We start from the raw sequence: 18741 nt of genomic DNA, 5'->3' as shown, positions 1-18741 counted from the left end.
CTCAGGCCGTCCCGAGCCGGTAGAGATGCACCGGCTTGCGCGGCGCGCGCCTGATCACGCCCTTCGCCTCGAGGTCGAGCTGGACGGCCTTGAGCCACCAGCCGGCCGTATTGCCCTGCGGGAAGACATCGTCCGGCAGGAGCGGCAGCAGCGCCTCTTTCGCATCGGGCACGGTCAGGCCAGGCGCCTCGTCCGGCAGGACCGACAGAAGCGCCTTGCGCATCGCCAGATACTTGGCGCGGTCGACCCGCTCGGACTTGCCGGGCTTGTTGACGTTGACGTTCTCGATCTCGATCTTGTGGTCAGGCATCGATCGTCCCCGCTGTGGTGATCTTCGGATTGCGGAAGCCCATGGCGATCCAGGCGCCGAGCAGCTTCATGTAGAACGAGACCGTGTGGGTCTTCAGGTTCGGGATGTCGGCCGGCAGGGCCGAGGCGTCGGGCAGGTCGCCGGTCATGGTCCGCAGCGTCGCGTTCCGGGCGGGCCGCCTCGGGCCAGAGATGCAGATAGAGGCTGAGCCAGTGCGCGCCCTTCATCTCCAGGAAGATCGGCGTGTTGCAGCAAGTCGCGACCACGCGGCGCGAGCCGGCATCAGGAGACAGCCGGAATTCGCGCAGGGTTTCCGCGCCGGAGACGAACCGGATCCGGTCCTTGCGATATTCGGCGGTTGGCGTCGCGTCGTACGCGGTCAGGATGCTCCTCGCATTCGGCAGTTTGGCGAGCCGGGCCGCCGCCGCCCGGCAGCTGTGGCACAGGCATTCGGAGACGAGGATCGGTTCACCCTCGACTTCGAGCCGCGTATGCCCGCAGGCACAGCTGATCGTCATGCGCTGGCTCATGCTCCAAATCCTCCGCGACGTGGAAAAGGTGCCGGATGTATCGGTCGAGGTGATCGAGGCTTTCGCGCGCGAGCTCGGGCTCGTTGCCGGCCTTGGCCAGGACGAAGCCGCCCTGGAGGACGGCCTGGGTGTGTCGCGCCAGGCTCTCGGCGGTCCAGCCAGCTGTGATCCCGCGCTCCTGGCGGGCCTGTTCGATGTCGGCTTCCAGCGTCGCGGCATGGCCGAAGATGCTGCGGCCGCAGGCGTCGCGGATGTCGGGTGCGCTCGCATGGACCTCCTGCGCCATCGTCCCGACGAGGCAGGTGAATTCGAAGAGATCGCCGGCGATGATCGCCTTGCGGAAGGCGACATAGGCGAGGACGCGGTCGAGCGCGTCGGCCGGCTTGTGATAGGGCGCAGCTGCGAAGAAGGGGGTGACCTCCTGCGTCCAGAACTCCGCCGCTGCGACGCCGAGCGCCTCCTTGCTGGCGAAATGATGGAAGAACGCGCCCTTGGTGACGTCTGCGGCACGGCAGAGGTCGTCGACGCTGGTGGCGGCGAAGCCCTTGGCGCGGATGACGTCGCGCGCCGCTTCGAGGAGCCGGGTGCGGGCGCTGCCGCGTTCGGGCGACTGTTTGGTTGGCCGTGGCATCGCATATACATACCATTCAGTTGGTATGTTGCAAGTGACTTCTTTTTGATCAACCTCGCTGGGCGAGCAGCCAAGCCCTGACCTGCACCGTCGGTTCGGCGTGCCGCGGCTTGCGGGCGCTGACGACGTAAAAGTCGAGGCCGCCGCGCATGCTGGCCGGCGTCGCCAAAGCGAGGCGGCCGGCGGCAAGGTCGGGCTCGACCAGGAAGCGGCTGGCAAGCGCGACGCCCTGACCAGCGATCGCGGCATCGATCGCGAGTGCGGTCTGGTTGAAGCGCGTGCTGCGGATCGTCAGCGGCAGTGACCGTCCCAATGCGCGTTCGAAGAATTCCGGCCAGAGATCGTGCCCGTCGCGCAGCAATGGCAGGCGCGCCAGGTCTTCCTCGGCGGGACGCATGGCGGGCTGGCAGGCCGCGACGATCTCGTGCTCGAACAGCAGGTCGGCGCTCAGGCCGGGTCCGAAGGGCGGGCGGCCCTGGCGAATGGCGATGTCGACGCCATCCGACTGGAAATTCGCCAACGCATCGCTGGCGAGGATGTTGAGTTCGAGCTGCGGATGGGCGGCGGTGAAATCAGGCAGTCGCGGCACCAGCCATTTCGCCGCGATGCTCGGCGTGGCGCTGATCGTCAACCGCAAGGGCTGCGGACGAAGGTTGTCGGTCGCCTCGACCAGGAGGGCAAAGGCGCGGGCGACATGGGTCGCATAGCTGCGCCCGGCGCCTGTCAAAGCGAGCAGGCGCGGCTGGCGCTCGAACAGCTTCAGGCCGAGATCGCTTTCCAGCCCGCGGACATGCTGCGCGACCGCGCCTTGCGTCACGCCGAGCTCATCGGCCGCGGCGCGGAAGTTGAGATGCCGCGCCGCCGCCTCGAAGGCGCGCAGCGCATTGAGCGACGGCAGGCGCTGCTGCGTCTCGATCATCCAGTAGTTTTTCTATCGATATGACGCTGACCAACTGGCTGGCGAGTTTATGCGGCTAATGCGAGAAAGGCCACAATGGGCGCTATAGTTCGCAGCATCCATATGTCCTTCGCAGAATGATGGAGCGTCCTATGGCAGGAGAAAAAGTCGCAATAATTACCGCCGGCGGTAGCGGCATGGGCGCGGCTGCGGCGAAGCGGCTGGCGCAGGACGGCTTCAAGGTTGCGATCCTGTCCTCCTCCGGCAAGGGCGAGGCGCTGGCCAAGGAGCTCGGCGGGTTCGGCGTCACTGGCTCGAACCAGTCGAACGACGACCTGAAGCGCCTGGTCGACACGACCCTGGAGCGCTTCGGCCGCATCGACGTGCTGGTCAACAGCGCCGGCCACGGCCCGCGCGCGCCGATCACCGAGATCACCGACGAGCAATGGCATACGGGTCTCGACGTCTACTTGATGAACGTGATCCGGCCGACCCGGCTGGTCGCGCCGGTGATGGCCGCGCAGAAGAATGGCGCGATCATCAATATCTCGACGGCCTGGGCCTTCGAGCCCGCGGCGAACTTCCCGACCTCGGCCGTGTTCCGGGCCGGGCTCGCCGCCTACACCAAGCTCTTCGCCGACCAGTATGCGGCGCAGAACGTGCGCATGAACAACGTCCTGCCGGGCTGGATCGACTCGCTGCCGCAGACCGACGAGCGCCGCGACGGCGTGCCGATGCAGCGCTACGGCACCAGCGAGGAGATTGCCGCGACGATCGCCTTCCTAGCCTCGGACGGTGCCGGCTACATCACCGGCCAGAACCTGCGCGTCGATGGCGGCTTGATGCGCTCGCTTTAGGGGCGTAGGCCGTCGGCGCCGGATGGACGGACGGAGCAGGCGCGATGACGGGCAAGGTCGACTGGGATGCGAACCAGTATCTGCGCTTCGAGGACGAGCGGACGCGCCCACCGCTCGACCTGATCCAGCGGGTCCGCCTCACCAACCCGCAGCGCTGTATCGATCTCGGCTGCGGGCCGGGCAACAGCACCGAACTGGTCGCCGCCCGCTTTCCGGATGCCAAGGTCGAAGGTCTCGATTCCTCGCCGGACATGCTCGATAAGGCGCGCAAGCGCCTGCCGCAGCTCTCGTTCACCTTGGCCGATCTGGAGACCTGGTCGGCGGACGGGCGCTACGACCTGATCTTCGCCAACGCAGCGCTGCAATGGATCCCCGACCATCCCGCTTTGTTCGCGCGGCTGGCGCAGTCACTGGCGCCCGGTGGCACGCTCGCCGTGCAGATGCCCAACAACCTCAGCGAACCCTCGCATGTTTCGATGGACGAGGCCGCGGCCGAAGGGCCGTGGGCTCATCGTCTCGCCAATGCGCGGGAATCGAAGGCGGTGATCGGTTCGTTCTCGGATTATCGGCGCTGGCTGATGGAGGCCGGCTGCCAGGTCGATATCTGGCAGACGACCTATGTCCACGCGCTCGCCGGCCACGATGCGATCGTCGAGTGGTTCAAGAGCACGGGCCTCAAGCCCTATATCGACCCACTGCCGGTGGGGGAGCGCGAGGCTTTCCTCGCGCGCTACCGCGAGAAGATCGCCAAAACCTATCCGGTCGAGCCGGACGGCAAGGTCCTGCTCCGCTTTCCGCGCCTGTTCATCCTCGCGGTTCGGGCGTAGCGCCGGCAGTCAGCGGGATCTGGCCTTGGCCTCGGCGAGCACGTCGTGCAAAGCGAGCTCGTGCGCCAGCGCGTTGAAGGTGGTGTCGTCGATGTCGCCGCTCTTGAGCAGGCGGCGCAAGGCCTCGCGCTCCGCCGCCAGGGCGGCATGGCGCAAGGCACCCTCGGCCCTTTGTAGCGTTACCGCTTCCTCCTGTGGCATCTTGCCGTCGTCGAGTAAGGCGAGGCGGCGCCGGTAAGTCGCGATCAGGCCTTCCGCCACAGCCTGGTCGACAGTGGCGGCGCCGTCGGTACCACCACGATGGGCAACGCCCTCCAGGCGGGCGATCGCGGCTTCAGTGGCGGTGATGCGCGCCCTGCGCACCTCGGTGGCATGAGCGGCGTGTCCGACAACGAGCCCGCACACGATCGGCGGCAGCCCGACACTGGCGATCACGAGCCAGAGCAGGATCACGCCGGCGGCCAGGAAGATCGCGACGTCGCGTCCTGGAAAGGGCGAGCCGTCGAGTGCGAGCACGGGCAAGGACAGGACGCCGGCCAGCGTGACGGCGCCGCGCACGCCCGCGATCGAGCTTGCAAGACGGATACGCAGGGTGGCGTTCAACGGAACCTCGCGCCTGAGCCGGCTGACGAGACGCCCCGCTGCGACAGCAACTGTGATCCACAGATAACGCAGCAGGATCAGGCAGAGCGTCAGCGCGACGATGATGCCGAGCGGCTGCCAGAGCCAGTGCGAGCTGGTCAGTGCCGGCGGCACGGCACGGATGATCGCCGGCAATTGCAGGCCGAGCACCACGAAGAGCGTGCCGTTGAGGAGGAAGGCGAGCATCGTCCAGAACGAATGGGCGAGCATGTAGGCGGAAACGCTGAGCTGGTTGGCGGTGCGCGTGCGACCGACGGTGAGACCGGCGACGACGGCTGCGAGCACGCCCGAGGCATGGACGGCCTCCGCCGCGAGGAAGGCGGCGAAGGGCAGGAACATCACGACCAGGACCTGCGCCTCCGGCGGGATCCGGTCGAACTTCGCCAGCAGCTTGAGCGCCCAGGAGACCACGATGACTGCGAGCAGGCCTGCGGCGATGCCGCCGGCGACGGCGAAGAGGAAGGCGAGCGAAGCCTGCCAGAGCGAGAAGCTGCCGGTCAGCGCCGCGGCGGTGGCGAAGCGGAAGATCACCAGGCCGGAGGCGTCGTTGAGCAGCGATTCCCCTTCGAGGATATGCATCAGGTCCTTCGGTACGCTCTCCTTGTCGACGATGGAGGAGACCGCGACCGCATCGGTCGGCGAGAGCACCGCGGCGAGCGCGAAGGCCACCGGCAGCGGCATTGAAGGCACCAGCCAGTGCAAGGCAAGGCCGCAGCCGAGGGTGGTGAAGAAGACCAGGCCGAAATACAGCGACAGGATCGGCCGCAGCAGCCGGCGATATTCGCGTTTGGGCGCTTCCCAGGCGTCGGCGAAGAGCAGCGGCGCGATGAAGAGCAGGAGGAAGAGCTCCGGCTCGATCTTGGTGTGGAAGCCTGAGGTCGGCCAGGCCAGGGCCGCGCCGAGCGCGATCTGGACGATTGGGAGCGGGACGATCCTGAACAACCGGGTGAGCGGCTGCGAGGCCACCACGGCCATGACCAGGATCAGGATGAAGGTGAAGGTGTGCATGCCTGCGCTGCCGGCCCGGTTCGCTCTGGGGTCGGCGCGAGCTTTATCCTACCCGCATCCGACGAGCCAACCTCGCCGGACGCGAGTTGAGACCTGTCAGAACGCGACCTTGTCGGCGCCCTTCAGCTGCAATTGCTCGCGGGCATCGTCCGGCGTCGCGATCTCGAGGCCGAGGCCTTCGATGATCTTGCGGGCGGCGCGGACCTGGTCGGCGTTCGACTTGGCGAGCTGGCCCGGGCCGAGCCAGAGCGAATCCTCGAGGCCGACGCGCAGGTTTCCGCCCATCGCGACCGCCATCGCCGCGATCGGCAATTGATGGCGGCCGGCGCCGAGCACCGACCAGTGATAGTCGTCGCCGAAGAGCCGGTCGGCGGTCCGCTTCATATGGGCGACATCCTCGGGATGCGGGCCGATGCCACCGAGCAGGCCGAAGACCGACTGGACGAAGAAGGGCGGCTTCACCAGCCCGCGGTCGACGAAATGGGCCAGCGTGTAGAGATGGCCGATATCGTAGCACTCGATCTCGAAGCGCGTACCGTTCTCGGCACAGGTCGTCAGGATATTCTCGATATCCTTGAAGGTGTTCTTGAACACGCGGTCGTTCGAGCCCTCGAGATAGGGCCGCTCCCAGTCGTGCTTGAACTCCTTGAAGCGGTTCAGCATCGGGTAGAGCCCGAAATTCATCGAACCCATGTTGAGCGAGGCGACCTCTGGCTTGAAATGGGCGCAGGGCTTGAGCCGCTCCTCGACCAGCATGGTCGGTGCGCCGCCGGTGGTGATGTTGATGACGCAGTTCGAGCGCTGCTTGATCACCTTGAGGAAGGGCTCGAAGGCTTCCGGCGACTGGTCGGGCTGGCCGGTCACCGGGTTGCGGGCATGGACATGGACCAGCGCCGCTCCGGCCTCGGCCGCGCCGACGGCCGCGTCGATGATCTCCTCCGGCGTCACCGGCAGATAGGGAGACATCGACGGGGTGTGGATCGCGCCGGTGACGGCGCAGGTGATGATGACTTTGCGGTTCTTGGCCATGCGTTACGTCCTTCGCTGATTCCTATTCAAAAACTCACGCCGGCTTGCGCTTTGCCGCGCGCTTATGGGCCTGCAGGGCGGCGAGGCGGCTGTCGCGCCAATCGCTCAGACGCTTGACGCGGCTGGCCTCCTGCGCGCCGCGCCATTCGCGCATCACTTCGGCGACGGTCTCCGGCTTGAACGGATTGCCGAGCCCCTCCGACGACTTGACCATGCGGTCGAGCGATTCCGAATAGCGCGCGCAGTAGTCGGGGATGCCGCCGGGCGCGTTGAGCTCGATCGTCTCGAACGGCCCCATGAAGGACCAACGCAGGCCGAGCCCGTCGCGGATCGTCTTGTCGACATCCTCGGCGCTGGCGACGCCCTCGCCGACGAGGCGGAAGGCCTCGGCCAACAGCACCGCCTGCAGGCGGTTGAGCACGAAGCCGGGCTTTTCCTTGCGCAGCATGATCGCGACCTGGCCGGCCTGCTCGTAGATGCGCTTGGCCTTGGTGACGACCCTGGGATCGGTCCAGGGCGCCGGGGCGAGCTCGACGATCGGCACCAGATGCGGCGGGTTGACCGGGTGGGCGACGAGGCAGCGGGCCCGGCCCTTCAGCTCCTCCGAGAATGTCGAGGCCATGATGAAGGAGGTCGAGGACGCCAGGATCGCGGAAGCCGGCGCGAGCGCATCCATCTGCGCGAAGAGCTCGCGCTTGGCCTCGACCGTTTCCGGCCCGTTCTCCTGCACCAGCGCGACGCCCTTCAGCGCATCGGCAAGATCCTTGGCGACGCGGATGCGGGCGAGCGAGCCCTTGGGATCATCGACGAGGCCGTGACCAGCGAGCTCCCTGAGGTTCTTGCCGATATGGGTGCGGGCGGCCTTGGCGGCGTCGGGCTTCACATCGTGCAGCGCGACCTCGAAGCCGTGGCTGGCAAAGACAGTGGCCCAGGCACGGCCGATCAGGCCCGAGCCGACGATGGCGATCTTGGTCATGCGAAAATATCCAGGTTCAGACGCACGGGAGCCTCTCCGTCATTCCGGGGCACGCCATAGGCGTGAGCCCGGAACCCATAACCACAGGTGGTCGTGGGCAAGGCGCGACAATGGCGACGCTTCTTCCGGAATCGGTAACGGTTATGGGTTCCGGGCTCTTCGCTGCGCGAAGCCCCGGAATGACGGTGGAGGGCCACCATCGTCACAGCCACAGCACCTGCCGCCTCAGCGCGAGGTCCTGGCTGAGGGCGCGCGAGGGGCCGATATGGGTGACCTGGCCGCGCTCGAGCACGACGGTGCGGTCGGAGAGCGCCAGCGCGAGGTCGAGATGGTGGTCGACGATGACGATGGCGATCTCCCTCCTGAGCTTGTCGAAGGCCTCGAACAGCTCCTCGACCACCGCCGGGGCCAGGCCCTCGAACGGCTCGTCGAGCAGCAGCACGCGGGTGTCGCCGGAGAGCGCGCGCGCCACCGCCACCATCTGCTGTTCGCCGCCGGAGAGGTAATCGGCTGGCGAATGCCAGCGCTGCTTGATGCGCGGGAAGAAGGCGAAGATCTTCTCGTCCTCCCAATGGGTGCCGTTGCCGGTGCGCCGACGCAGACGGCCGAGCTCCATATTGTCCTTGACGCTCATGCCGGCGAAGAGGCCGCGGCCCTGCGGCACATAGGCGATGCCAGCGCGGGCGATCTGGGCCGGCGGCAGGCGGGCAATATCGCTGCCGGCGAGGCTGATCGTGCCGAAGGCCGGCGGGGCGATGCCGGTCACGGTCTTGAGCAGGGTCGACTTGCCGGCGCCATTGCGGCCGAGCAGAGCGACGATCTCATTCTCGTGCACGCCGAAGGTGACGTCGCGCAGGATGTGGCTCTTGCCGTAGAAGGTGTCGACCTTATCGAGCCCCAGCAGGACCTTGGAGCCGGCGGCGCTCTCGCGCGGCTTCTCGGCGAGCGCATGGGCGCCGGAGCCGATATAGATTTCCTGCACCCTGGGTGAGGAGCGTGCATCCTCGACCGTGCCGTCGACCAGCACCGAGCCCTCGTTCATCACCGTGACATGGTCGGCGATGGCGAAGACGCGGTCGATGTCGTGCTCGACGAGCAGCACCGGCAACTCGGTCGAGATCGACTTGATCAGGTTGCCGACGCGTTCGCGTTCAGCCGCGGCGAGGCCGGCGAGCGGCTCGTCGAGCAGGAGGATGCGCGGGCTGGTGGCGAGCGCGAGCGACATGTCGAGCAGGCGCTGGCCGCCATAGCTGAGCGAGCCCGCTTCCGCCTGTTCGATGCCGGAGAGGCCCATGGTCGCGATGACCTGGCGGGTCTCGTCATTGACCTGATCGAGGGCGCCGGCCGTCTGCCAGAGGCCGAAGCGCTCGGGCGCTCTCGCCTGGACGGCGAGCCGGACGTTCTCGGCGACCGAGAGCGTCGGGAAGAGGTTGGTGATCTGGAAGGCGCGGCCGATGCCGGCCCGGGTGATCGCCTCCGGCGAGAGCCCGGCAATGTCGCGATCGCGCAGGCGGACCTGCCCGCGGTCCGGCTTGAACAGGCCGGAGATCAGGTTGAAGGCCGTGGTCTTGCCGGCGCCGTTCGGGCCGATCAGCGCATGCAGGCGCCGGTCGCGCATGGTGATATCGACATTCTCGACCGCCTTGATGCCGCCGAAGCTCTTGGCGAGGCCGGTCGCAGTCAGGATGGTGCCGTCGCCGGCATCCTTCGGCTTCATGAAAGCGGGGAGCTCGACAGCGCCGGCCTTGCGGGCCGACATCGCGGCATCCTCTGCGACCTGCTTGCGGAAAGGCTTGAGCAGGCGCTGGCCGACACCGACAAGGCCGTCCGGCGAGAACACGATGAAGGCGACGAAGAGCAGGCCGAACCAGAACAGCCAGTTCTCGGTGACGCTGGAGAGATAGTCGCGGAAGACGACGAAGAAGAGCGCGCCCAGCGCCGGCCCGAGGAAGGAGCGCATGCCGCCGATCACCACCATGGCCAGCAATTCGCCGGAGAAGGCGACCGAGATCGGCTCGGCCGAAGTCATGCGGTTGTTGAAGAGGAGGAGCGTGCCGGCAAGCCCGGTCAGCGCGGCCGAGACGGTGAAGGCGACGAGCTTGTAGCGGTTCGTCGCATAGCCGAGGAAGCGGGCGCGCTGCTCGTTCTCGCGGATCGCGACGAGGACGGTGCCGACCGGCGAGCGATGGAAGCGCCAGAGGCCGTAGACCACGGCAAAGCCGATCGTCGCGACCAGCATGTAGAAGGGCAGGGCGGTCTCGAAATCGATGCCGGCGAAGAGCGGGCGCTTGATGCCCCCTAAGCCGTCTTCGCCGCCGGTGACCGAGGTCCAGCGGAAGGCGACCGAATAGATCATGGCGGCGAGCGCCAGCGTCAGCAGCGAGAAATAGACGCCCTTGCGACGCAGGATCAGCGCGCCGAAGGCGAAGGCGATCACGGCAACGAGCGCGACCGCGAGCAGGATCGGCAGGGCGAACTGGCCGGGCAGCCAGTTGCGCTGGATCAGGCCGGCGGCATAGGCGGCAATGCCGAACCAGGCGCCATGGCCGAAGGAGACCAGGCCGGTCGTGCCGACGAGGATGTTCAGCGCCATGCAGGCGATGGCGAAGACCACGACCTCGGTGGCCGAGGTGGTGCCGAGCCCGACCGCATGCATCAGCGAGGGCAGGATGGCGAGGCCGAGGGCGGCAAGGATGAGCGGGAGATAGTCGCGCTGGGAGCTGGTCATGACGGCCTCACTCGAAGCGCTGGATGCGCTCGCCGAACAGGCCGCGCGGACGGAAAAGCAGGACGAGCAGCATCATCAGGTAGATCACCGCGGTCGACCATTGCGTCAGGCCAAGGCCGATGGTGATGCCCTTGACCAGGCCGACCATCAGCGCGGCGACGACGACGCCCCAGAAGGAGCCGAGCCCGCCGATGACGACGACGACGAAGGCCGGCGTGATGATCTCCTGGCCCATGGCCGGATGGATCGAATAGATCGGCGCGAGCAGCACGCCGGCGAGGCCGGCAAGGCCGATGCCGATGCCGGCGACGGTCATCATGTAGGGCTGCAGGGAGATGCCGAGCGCGCCGACCATGTCGGGGTTCTGCACGCCGGCGCGCACGACGCGGCCGAAGGCGGTGCGCTGCAGCAGGAACCAGAGGCCGAGCACGCAGGCGGCGGCGATCAGGATCAGCAGCGCCCGATAGCGCGAATAGATGAAGTCGCCGATGAAGATCTGGCCGCGCAGCGCCGGCGGAATCGAGAAGGACAGCGGCGGCGCGCCGAAGATCATGCGTAAGGATTGCTCGGCGACCATGGCGAGGCCGAAGGTCAGGAGCAGCGAGAGGATCGGGTCAGAGCGGTAGAAGCGCTGGAACAGGCCGCGCTCGATGACGATGCCGATCAGGGCGACCAGCACCGGCGAGGCGATGATGGCGCCGCCGAAACCGATATGGGGCGCGAGCACGATCGTGAGATAGGCGCCGATCGCATAGAAGGCGCCATGCGCCAGGTTGACGATGCCGCCGAGCGAGAAGATCAGCGACAGGCCGAGCGCGATCAGGAGGTAATAGACCCCGTCGAGCAGCCCGTTCAGCACCTGCTGGATGAAAAGGGTGAGCAAGGGATGGCCTTTGCGGGGTTGCGCAGTGAGGTGGTTTGCCGGGCGAAGTGCTCGTCATGCTCGGGTTTGACCCGAGCATCTCAGGCAGAAGGAGGCGCCAACCGGCGCCTTCCCATCATGAGATTCTCGGGTCTGCGCTTCGCTTCGCCCGAGAATGACGTACGAATTCAGCTCATCTTGCAGACGGCTTCGTCGCCCTGGGTGGCGATGACCTCCATGTCCTCGTTCGGGCCGGGGACCGGGGGCGAGGAGGTGAAGAGGTCCCACTGGTTCTTGACCTGCGCCGCCGGCAAGGCGGTGATCGTGTACATCTCGCTGATCAATTGGTGGTCGGAGGCGCGGAAATAGCCCTGGCGCGGCTTCATCACGTCGAACTTCGCGCCCTTCTCGAGATGCTCGAGGATCTTGGCGGTGTCGATCGACTTCAACTCGTTCATCGACTGGGCCATGACCTTGACGCCGACATAGTCGCCCCAGGCCTGGTTCTCCGGCGGCTTGCCGTATTTCTTGGTGAAGGCGGCGACGAAGGCCTTGGTCGAGGGCGTGTCGATCAAATGATGCCAGACGCAGGGCCAGGTGCCGCCGAAATTGTCCTTGCCGGCGGCCCAGGCCAAAGCCGTGTCGAAGCCGAAGCCGGCGATCGGGAAGGTCAGGCCGAATTCGGAATACTGCTTGAGGAAGTTGGTGATCTGGTTGCCGGCGAGATTGGAGATGACGAGATCGGGCTTGGCCGCGCGAATCTCGAGCAGCAGCGCCGAGAAGTCGGTCGCATCGGTCGGGACCAGCTTGTCGGCGGCGAACTGGCCGCCATTGGCTTCCATGAAGCGCTTGGCGACCTTGCTAAGGTCATGGCCGAAGGCGTAGTCGGCGGTGAGGGAGAACCATTTCTTGCCCTTGACCAGCCCCTGGGCCAGCAGCGAGCGGCCGCAGCTCTTCACATACATCGAGTTCTGATGCTCGACATGGAACATGTAGCGGTTGCAGTTCTCGCCGCGCAGCGCATCGGAATTGCCGCCGGTGTTGAGGAACAGCGTCTTGTTGCGCGCCGCGACCTGCGAGATCGTCAGGCAGGAGGCCGACGAAATCTCGCCGATGATGCAGGCGACCTTGTCGCGCTCGATCATGCGCTCGGCCTTGGTCGAGGCGGTCTGCGGGTTGACCGAATCCTCCTTCAGCAGTTCGAGCTTGCGACCGTTGATGCCGCCGGCGGCATTGATCTCCTCGGCGGCGAGATCGGCGGCCATGACGCCGTATTCGCCGAGCGGGCCGAGAAAGCCGGTGCGCGGCGTCAGATGTCCGAAGCGGATCGCCTCGGCGCTCTGCGCGAGAATGACCGCCGGGCTGGCGATCAGGCCGGTGGCCACGCCGCCGAGCCCGGCCAACGTCTGGCGACGCGAAAGGCCCTTGATTCGTGACTGCTCTGACATTCCGTTCCTCCCAGAACTTTCCCGCGCTCTTTGGCGTCGGATTGCGTCGATCGTCATTCTTGGTTGCGCGGCCTCGGAGCCGCTTGTCGTGATCTGTGATCACAGTTAGGTTGGCAGACATGGTTGCCCGAGTCCAGCCCTCCGATGTGCCGTTAGCTCGGCCTGCCTCTCCCGGAATGGGGAAGGTCGGAGAGGTGTCGGCGCTCGACGAGGTCGGCTCGCTCCAGCACGAAACGCTGGGCGAACGGGTCACGGGTGAGCTTCGGGCGCTGCTGATCGCCGGGCGGCTGGCGCCGGGCGAGAAGCTCTCGCTGCGCCGGGTCGCCGAGGCGCTTGGCGTCTCGATGATGCCGGTGCGCGAGGCGGTGAGCCGGCTCGCCGCCGACAAGGCGCTGGAAGTCCTGCCGGGGCGGGCGGTGCGGGTGCCGGTGCTGACTTTGGCGCAGTTCCGCGAGCTCACCCGGATCAGGCTTGTGGTCGAGGGCTTTGCGGCCGAGGAAGCAACGAAGGTGATCACCGACGCGCAGATCGCCGTGGTCGCTCGACATGAGGCGGCGTTCCTGGCCGCGGCCAGGGCGGACCCACCGGATCCTGCCGCTGCGGTCGGCGCCAATCGCGACCTGCATTTCGCGCTCTACGAAGCCGCCGGCATGCCCTCGCTGATCGAGATGATCGGGCGGCTCTGGCTCAAGGCGGGGCCAGTCCTCAATCTCGACATGCGGCACGAGCCGAAGCGGCTCGACGGCGGCAGTGCCGTCGTCGCGCATGCGCAATTGCTGGAGGCCCTCCGGCGGCGCGATCCGGTGGCGGCGAGGCAGGCGCTGGTCGAGGACATCAGCGCCGCGGCAGAGCATATCGAGCGGACGGCGCGGCTGGCGGAGTAGCCGGTCGCCTGAAGAACGACGGAAAAGGGACGGAAACGATGGATCTGACGATCAAGGGCCTGCGCGTGCTGGTGACGGCGGGCGCCAATGGTATCGGCCGCGCGACGGCCCGCGCCTTCGCGGCGGAGGGCGCCAGGGTTCATATCTGCGACGTCGACGAGAAGGCGCTCGCCGAGATGGCTGAGAGCGATCCGGCGATCACGCGCTCGGTCTGCGACGTCTCCGACCGCAAGGCGGTGGCGCGGCTGTTCGAGGAGACGCTGGCCGCGCTCGGCGGGCTCGACTGCCTCGTCAACAATGCCGGCATCGCCGGGCCGACCGGCCGCGTCGACGAAATCGCGCCTGAGGACTGGGATTCCTGCGTCGCCATCGACCTGACCGGCCAGTTCAACTGCACGCGGCTCGCGGTCGAGCACCTCAAGCAGTCGAAGAATGCCTCGATCGTCAATCTCTCCAGCCAGGCGGGCAAGCACGGTTTTCCGCTGCGATCGCCCTATGCCGCAGCGAAATGGGGTGTGATCGGCTTCACCAAGGCGCTCTCGGCCGAGCTCGGCGAGTTCGGCATCCGGGCGAACGCGATCTGCCCCGGCCTCGTCGACGGGCCGCGCATCCAGAGCGTGATCGCCAACAAGGCGCGCTCGCTCAACGTCTCGCATGACGAGATGACCAACCGGCTGTTCGCCGGCGTCTCGATCAAGCAGTTCGTCGATCCCAAGGACATCGCCAGGCAGATCGTCTTCCTGGCCTCGCCCTTCGCCAGGACGATCTCCGGCCAGGAGATCTCGGTCTGCGGCGATACGCGGATGCTGAGCTGAGGCCTATTGGGTCGCCAGGTATTTGGTCATCCCGGACAAGCGGCGAAGCCGCGCCGATCCGGGATCCATTCCTGAACCGTTCCGGAATGGATCCCGGGTCTCCCTGCGGTCGCCCGGGACGACTGCTCGTTGAAGAGCTCGGTTGCCATACCCTGTACCTTCGCCCCCGGATCGCCTAGAGGATGCCGCCTGAACAGGAGCGGCGGCTTGTCGAAGGGCGTCCATCACGAATTTGGGGCCGGAGCCGGCCATGACGACACCGAAGGATCGAGCGATCGTTCCTTCGGCTTCGTCTTTGCGGCCGTCTTCGCGCTGATCGGCCTCTACAATCTCTGGCACCACGGCCGGGCCTGGCCCTGGCTCGGACTGGTTGCAGCCGGCTTCCTCGCGGTCGCGCTGATCCGGCCGGTGGTGCTCGCGCCGCTGAACAAGCTCTGGATGAAGTTTGGCCTGCTGCTGGCCATGATCATCAACCCGATCGTGCTCGGCATCCTGTTCTTCCTCGTCTTCACGCCGATGGCCTTCGTCGCCCGGCTCGTCGGCAAGGATTTCCTCCGGCTGAAGAAGCAGCCTGAGGCGAAGAGCTACTGGATCGTCCGCGATCCGCCGGGACCGGAGCCGGTCTCGATGAAAGATCAATTCTGACCTGGATAGGCCAATGTCGTTCCTGCGCGAGTTCTTCCGCTTCATGGCGGCGCGAAAGAAGTTCTGGCTGGTGCCGATCCTCTTGATGTGCGTGCTGCTCGGCGGCCTGCTGTTCCTGACCAAGGGCAGCGCAATCGCGCCCTTCATCTACACGCTGTTCTGAGCGTCCCGGCTGCGATGCGCATTCTCGGAATATCGGGGCTCTATCATGACAGCGCGGCTGCGCTCGTCATCGACGGGCGGATCGAGGCGGCGGCGCAGGAGGAGCGCTTCACGCGGCGGAAGCACGACGCCGAGTTCCCCAAGCACGCGGTCGAATACTGCCTCTCGGTCGCTGGCTGCGGGCTCGATGAACTCGATGCGGTCGTCTTCTACGACAAGCCCTTCATCAAGTTTGAGCGGCTGCTCGAGACCTATCTCTCCTTTGCGCCCCGCGGCTTCACCTCGTTCCGCATGGCGATGCCGCTCTGGCTGCGCGAGAAGCTGTTCCAGAAGCAGATCATCGCCAAGGAGTTGAAGAAGCTCTCACCCGGCTTCGACATCGAGAAGCTGCTCTTCACGGAACACCATCTCTCGCATGCGGCCTCGGCCTTCTATCCCTCGCCTTTCGAGGAGGCGGCGGTGCTGACCATGGACGGGGTCGGCGAATGGGCGACGATGACGCTCGCCATCGGCAAGGGCAGCGACCTCAAGGTCCACAAGGAGCTGCATTTCCCGCATTCGCTCGGGCTGCTCTACTCTGCCGTGACCTATTACATCGGCTTCAAGGTCAATTCCGGCGAATACAAGGTGATGGGGCTCGCGCCCTATGGCGAGCCGCGCTTCGCCAAGCGGATGCTGGAGACGCTGGTCGATCTGAAGGACGACGGTTCCTTCCAGCTCGACCAGAGCTATTTCAATTACGGCGTCGGCCTGACCATGACCAACGACAAGTTCGCCGCTTTGTTCGGCGAGCCGGTGCGTGGCCCCGAGCAATTGCTGACGCAGTTCCACATGGACATGGCCGCCTCGGTGCAGGCGGTGACCGAGGAGATCGTGCTCCGGCTGGCGCGCTCCATTCGCGCCGAAACCGGGCAGAAGAACCTCTGTCTCGCCGGCGGCGTCGCCTTGAACTGCGTCGCCAATGGCAAGCTGCTGCGCGAGGGCCTCTTCGACGGGCTCTGGATCCAGCCGGCGGCGGGCGATGCTGGCGGAGCGCTCGGAGCCGCGCTCGCTGGCTATCACCTCTTCCATGGCCAGCCGCGCGCGGTGCCCGCCACGGGTGACGCCATGCGCGGCAGCTATCTCGGGCCGGAGTTCAGTCAGGCTGAGATCGAGGCCGAGCTGACGGCCGCCGGCGCCAAGTTCGATGTCCTGGACGAGACGGTGCTGATCGAGGCGACGGCGCAGGGTCTTGCCGACGGCAAGGCGATCGGCTGGATGCAGGGCCGGATGGAGTTCGGCCCGCGCGCGCTCGGTGGCCGCTCGATCCTTGGCGATCCACGCTCGCCGGCGATGCAGAAGACGCTCAATCTCAAGGTGAAGTACCGCGAGAGCTTCCGGCCCTTCGCGCCCTCGGTGCTGCGCGAGGACGTCGCCGACTGGTTCGAGCTCGACGGCGACTCGCCCTACATGCTGCTGGTCGCCGATGTGCGCGAGGAGCTGCGCCGCGAGATGACAGCGGAGGAGAAGGCGCTGTTCGGCATCGACAAGCTGAACGTGCCGCGCTCGACCATCCCCGCCGTCACCCATGTCGACTATTCGGCCCGCATCCAGACGGTCCATGAAGACACCAATCCGCGCTATCATCAGCTGATCTCGCGCTTCAAGGCGCTGACCGGCTGCCCGGTGGTGGTCAACACCTCCTTCAACGTCCGTGGCGAGCCGATCGTCTGCTCGCCGGGCGATGCCTTCCGCTGCTTCATGGGCTCGGAAATCGAATTGCTCGTCGTCGGCAATTGCCTGCTGCGGAAAGAGGATCAGGATCCGGCGCTGAAGCTCGACTACAAGGACGCGTTCGAGCTCGACTGAGTTGAGACGGGGATAGAATCGCAATCGATCCCCGCTGCTTCCGGCGCCCGCATAATCGGCCGGCATGGCGCGTACCCTGCGCGCCGCTCCGATCCTGCGAGGCTCCATGAGCGATACGCCGCGTCTAGGCCTGCCCCTGCTCGCCGCCGGGCAGGCGCAGAAACACGTCACCCACAACGATGCGCTGATGCGGCTCGACGCGCTGGTGCATCTCGTCGTCGCCAGCCGGACGCAGACCGTGCCGCCGTCGGCTCCCGAGGAAACCTCCGCCTACATTGTGCCTGCTGACGGCACCGGCGTTTTTGCCGGGCATCAGGACGATCTCGCCATCTTCGAGGACGGTGCCTGGAGCTTCCTTCCGCCACGCGCCGGCTGGCAGGCCTGGGTGAGCGACGAGGCGGAGCACCATGTCTGGACCGGCACGCAATGGCGGCGCTCGCAGCCGGAAAGCAGCCTTGGTGCTGCGCTCTGGGGCGTCAACGCGACGGCCGACACGACTAACCGCTTCGCCGTCGCAGCCGATGCCAGCCTGTTCAACCATGCCGGCACTGATCATCGGGTGAAGCTCAACAAGGCAAATGCGTCGCGGACGGCGAGCCTCCTGTTCCAGGACGGTTTCTCCGGCCGGGCCGAGATCGGCCTTACCGGCGACGACCAGTTCCGGATCAAGGTCAGCCCGGACGGCACGAGCTGGACCGAGGCATTGGTCGTGGACCGGACGAGCGGTCTTGTCACCCTGCCGGCCAGCGCCTGGGCGCGGGAGGCGCCACGGCCGAATCTGCTGATCAACGGCGACTTCCAGATCAATCAGCGCGCTTTCGCCGGGGGTGCACTGGCGGCGGGTGCCTATGGCCATGATCGCTGGAAAGCGAGCGGCGCCAGCAGCATGACGCTCGCTGGCGATGTCCTGACGCTGGCGTCCGGCGAGATTACGCAGCTGGTCGAGCGGGCGTTCTGGGGCATGGCGTCCCTGGCTTCGACGACCGTCACGCTCTCTGTCGAAGCGCCGACGCAGGACCTGGCGGTCACCGTCGGCTCGGCCAGCGGAACAATTACCGCTGGCACCGGCCGGCGCAGCGTAACACTGACCACCGCCGCGGGCGATACCGGCAACATCGCAGTCAGGCTCGCCCGGAGCGGAGCCGGTTCCGCCAGCTTCGGCCGCGTCAAGCTGGAGCTCGGAACGGGGGCGACGCCGTGGCAGCCCCGTCCCGAGGAGAGCTGGCTGGCGGCGCGCTATTGTCATGTGATACGGCCTGGTGCGGCCGGTGTGCGCTTGGCAGCGGGACAGCTGATCGACACCGGTGAGCTGTCGGTCTGCATCGCCTTGCCGGCGGCGTTGCGGACGAGCAGCCCCAGCGTGACTCATTCCGGGCTCAACCGTCGCGTCTTCTCTGATGGTGTGGTGACCGGTGTCGCCAGTAGCGCGGCCCACGGCACGATGCTGTCGTTGATCCTGACCTCGGCAGCCCTTGCTGCCGGTACCTCCTACCCCGCTTTGCTGACTACAGCCGGCAGCGGCAGCTACCTTGCAATCGACGCCGAGCTGTAGGGCTGCGACTTTGCTGGAATGGCCCGGGCTTTTGCCGGCGCGCCTCCTCAGATAAGAGAGCCACGTGCCGAGCGGGGACCGAGAGCGCG

18 protein-coding genes and 1 pseudogene are annotated in these 18741 nt (G+C 66.6%); 8 read left to right on the top strand and 11 right to left on the bottom strand.

Translation table 11 applies throughout. From position 1 onward, the window contains the following. Window position 1 precedes the first annotated feature (1 nt). The 5 genes and pseudogenes from QO058_RS11370 to QO058_RS11350 all read right to left on the bottom strand — a co-directional run bounded on the left by QO058_RS11370 (window position 2) and on the right by QO058_RS11350 (window position 2390). Window positions 2–310: a DUF6958 family protein gene (locus QO058_RS11370; protein WP_284172115.1), complete on the bottom strand. Its 309-nt coding sequence runs from the start codon at window positions 308–310 to the stop codon at window positions 2–4. Further along, window positions 303–458 carry a hypothetical protein gene (locus tag QO058_RS11365; protein ID WP_284173093.1) on the bottom strand — a complete coding sequence of 52 codons (156 nt, stop codon included), beginning with the start codon at window positions 456–458 and terminating at the stop codon, window positions 303–305. Before QO058_RS11365 ends, QO058_RS11370 begins: the two co-directional genes overlap by 8 nt. 109 nt (window positions 459–567) lie before the next feature. Beyond that, window positions 568–828: pseudogene (locus tag QO058_RS11360) on the bottom strand (GFA family protein); the annotation flags it as partial. Then, the gene (locus QO058_RS11355) at window positions 779–1471 is read right to left on the bottom strand and encodes a TetR/AcrR family transcriptional regulator (protein WP_284172114.1); all 693 of its coding nucleotides are present in this window, start codon (window positions 1469–1471) and stop codon (window positions 779–781) included. The gene QO058_RS11355 and the pseudogene QO058_RS11360, both read right to left, overlap by 50 nt. A gap of 49 nt (window positions 1472–1520) precedes the next feature. Then, on the bottom strand, window positions 1521–2390 hold the full coding sequence (locus tag QO058_RS11350) for a LysR substrate-binding domain-containing protein (RefSeq protein ID WP_284172113.1): 870 nt from the start codon (window positions 2388–2390) through the stop codon (window positions 1521–1523). Between the two features lie 131 nt (window positions 2391–2521). Between QO058_RS11350 and QO058_RS11345 the strand changes: the two genes are divergently transcribed. Continuing rightward, a complete protein-coding gene (locus QO058_RS11345) occupies window positions 2522–3226 on the top strand; it encodes an SDR family oxidoreductase (RefSeq protein ID WP_284172112.1) in 705 nt (234 codons plus the stop codon). Window positions 3227–3270: 44 nt separating this feature from the next. Next, a complete protein-coding gene (tam, locus tag QO058_RS11340; protein WP_284172111.1) occupies window positions 3271–4053 on the top strand; it encodes a trans-aconitate 2-methyltransferase in 783 nt (260 codons plus the stop codon). Between the two features lie 9 nt (window positions 4054–4062). On the opposite strand, the gene QO058_RS11335 is transcribed toward tam, so the two are convergent. From QO058_RS11335 to QO058_RS11310, 6 genes are all read right to left on the bottom strand, one after another. Further along, window positions 4063–5703 carry a Na+/H+ antiporter gene (locus tag QO058_RS11335; RefSeq protein ID WP_284172110.1) on the bottom strand — a complete coding sequence of 547 codons (1641 nt, stop codon included), beginning with the start codon at window positions 5701–5703 and terminating at the stop codon, window positions 4063–4065. Window positions 5704–5799: 96 nt separating this feature from the next. Continuing rightward, the gene (gene kce, locus QO058_RS11330) at window positions 5800–6732 is read right to left on the bottom strand and encodes a 3,5-dioxohexanoate:acetyl-CoA acetone transferase (protein ID WP_057191367.1); all 933 of its coding nucleotides are present in this window, start codon (window positions 6730–6732) and stop codon (window positions 5800–5802) included. 34 nt (window positions 6733–6766) lie between these two features. Further along, the gene (locus tag QO058_RS11325; RefSeq protein ID WP_284172109.1) at window positions 6767–7708 is read right to left on the bottom strand and encodes a 3-hydroxyacyl-CoA dehydrogenase; all 942 of its coding nucleotides are present in this window, start codon (window positions 7706–7708) and stop codon (window positions 6767–6769) included. 202 nt (window positions 7709–7910) lie between these two features. Continuing rightward, window positions 7911–10436, bottom strand: a complete 2526-nt coding sequence (locus QO058_RS11320; RefSeq protein WP_284172108.1) for a branched-chain amino acid ABC transporter ATP-binding protein/permease — start codon at window positions 10434–10436, stop codon at window positions 7911–7913. A gap of 7 nt (window positions 10437–10443) precedes the next feature. Continuing rightward, complete coding sequence (locus QO058_RS11315) at window positions 10444–11319, bottom strand: branched-chain amino acid ABC transporter permease (protein WP_057191370.1); 876 nt, start codon at window positions 11317–11319, stop codon at window positions 10444–10446. Between the two features lie 167 nt (window positions 11320–11486). Further along, window positions 11487–12746, bottom strand: a complete 1260-nt coding sequence (locus tag QO058_RS11310) for an ABC transporter substrate-binding protein (RefSeq protein ID WP_284172107.1) — start codon at window positions 12744–12746, stop codon at window positions 11487–11489. A 194-nt stretch (window positions 12747–12940) separates the two neighbouring features. Here QO058_RS11310 and QO058_RS11305 point away from each other — a divergent pair, with 194 nt between their 5' ends. The 6 genes from QO058_RS11305 (at window position 12941) to QO058_RS11280 (ending at window position 18652) form a co-directional block, all read left to right on the top strand. Beyond that, window positions 12941–13630 carry a GntR family transcriptional regulator gene (locus tag QO058_RS11305; protein ID WP_284172106.1) on the top strand — a complete coding sequence of 230 codons (690 nt, stop codon included), beginning with the start codon at window positions 12941–12943 and terminating at the stop codon, window positions 13628–13630. A gap of 38 nt (window positions 13631–13668) precedes the next feature. Then, window positions 13669–14445, top strand: a complete 777-nt coding sequence (locus tag QO058_RS11300) for an SDR family oxidoreductase (protein WP_284172105.1) — start codon at window positions 13669–13671, stop codon at window positions 14443–14445. 207 nt (window positions 14446–14652) lie between these two features. Beyond that, window positions 14653–15090 carry an SxtJ family membrane protein gene (locus QO058_RS11295; protein ID WP_284172104.1) on the top strand — a complete coding sequence of 146 codons (438 nt, stop codon included), beginning with the start codon at window positions 14653–14655 and terminating at the stop codon, window positions 15088–15090. Window positions 15091–15103: 13 nt separating this feature from the next. After that, window positions 15104–15253 (top strand): DUF5989 family protein, encoded by a 150-nt coding sequence (locus tag QO058_RS11290; RefSeq protein ID WP_164470445.1) that lies wholly within the window; start codon window positions 15104–15106, stop codon window positions 15251–15253. A 14-nt stretch (window positions 15254–15267) separates the two neighbouring features. Then, on the top strand, window positions 15268–17100 hold the full coding sequence (locus tag QO058_RS11285; protein WP_284172103.1) for a carbamoyltransferase family protein: 1833 nt from the start codon (window positions 15268–15270) through the stop codon (window positions 17098–17100). 106 nt (window positions 17101–17206) lie between these two features. Then, window positions 17207–18652, top strand: coding sequence for a DUF2793 domain-containing protein (locus QO058_RS11280; RefSeq protein ID WP_284172102.1), 1446 nt, complete (start codon window positions 17207–17209; stop codon window positions 18650–18652). Window positions 18653–18741: the final 89 nt, after the last annotated feature.

It is taken from the genome of Bosea vestrisii (genome assembly GCF_030144325.1).
GTDB lineage: Bacteria > Pseudomonadota > Alphaproteobacteria > Rhizobiales > Beijerinckiaceae > Allobosea > Allobosea vestrisii_A.
This window is presented reverse-complemented; position numbering and strand designations above follow the sequence as displayed.

Bases quoted from the DNA above. Each gene is read 5' to 3' on its own strand.
- QO058_RS11370 (WP_284172115.1), bottom strand. From the start codon at position 310: ATGCCTGACCACAAGATCGAGATCGAGAACGTCAACGTCAACAAGCCC.
- QO058_RS11365 (WP_284173093.1), bottom strand. From the start codon at position 458: ATGACCGGCGACCTGCCCGACGCCTCGGCCCTGCCGGCCGACATCCCG.
- QO058_RS11355 (WP_284172114.1), bottom strand. From the start codon at position 1,471: ATGCCACGGCCAACCAAACAGTCGCCCGAACGCGGCAGCGCCCGCACC.
- QO058_RS11350 (WP_284172113.1), bottom strand. From the start codon at position 2,390: ATGATCGAGACGCAGCAGCGCCTGCCGTCGCTCAATGCGCTGCGCGCC.
- QO058_RS11345 (WP_284172112.1), top strand. From the start codon at position 2,522: ATGGCAGGAGAAAAAGTCGCAATAATTACCGCCGGCGGTAGCGGCATG.
- tam (WP_284172111.1), top strand. From the start codon at position 3,271: ATGACGGGCAAGGTCGACTGGGATGCGAACCAGTATCTGCGCTTCGAG.
- QO058_RS11335 (WP_284172110.1), bottom strand. From the start codon at position 5,703: ATGCACACCTTCACCTTCATCCTGATCCTGGTCATGGCCGTGGTGGCC.
- kce (WP_057191367.1), bottom strand. From the start codon at position 6,732: ATGGCCAAGAACCGCAAAGTCATCATCACCTGCGCCGTCACCGGCGCG.
- QO058_RS11325 (WP_284172109.1), bottom strand. From the start codon at position 7,708: ATGACCAAGATCGCCATCGTCGGCTCGGGCCTGATCGGCCGTGCCTGG.
- QO058_RS11320 (WP_284172108.1), bottom strand. From the start codon at position 10,436: ATGACCAGCTCCCAGCGCGACTATCTCCCGCTCATCCTTGCCGCCCTC.
- QO058_RS11310 (WP_284172107.1), bottom strand. From the start codon at position 12,746: ATGTCAGAGCAGTCACGAATCAAGGGCCTTTCGCGTCGCCAGACGTTG.
- QO058_RS11300 (WP_284172105.1), top strand. From the start codon at position 13,669: ATGGATCTGACGATCAAGGGCCTGCGCGTGCTGGTGACGGCGGGCGCC.
- QO058_RS11290 (WP_164470445.1), top strand. From the start codon at position 15,104: ATGTCGTTCCTGCGCGAGTTCTTCCGCTTCATGGCGGCGCGAAAGAAG.
- QO058_RS11285 (WP_284172103.1), top strand. From the start codon at position 15,268: ATGCGCATTCTCGGAATATCGGGGCTCTATCATGACAGCGCGGCTGCG.
- QO058_RS11280 (WP_284172102.1), top strand. From the start codon at position 17,207: ATGAGCGATACGCCGCGTCTAGGCCTGCCCCTGCTCGCCGCCGGGCAG.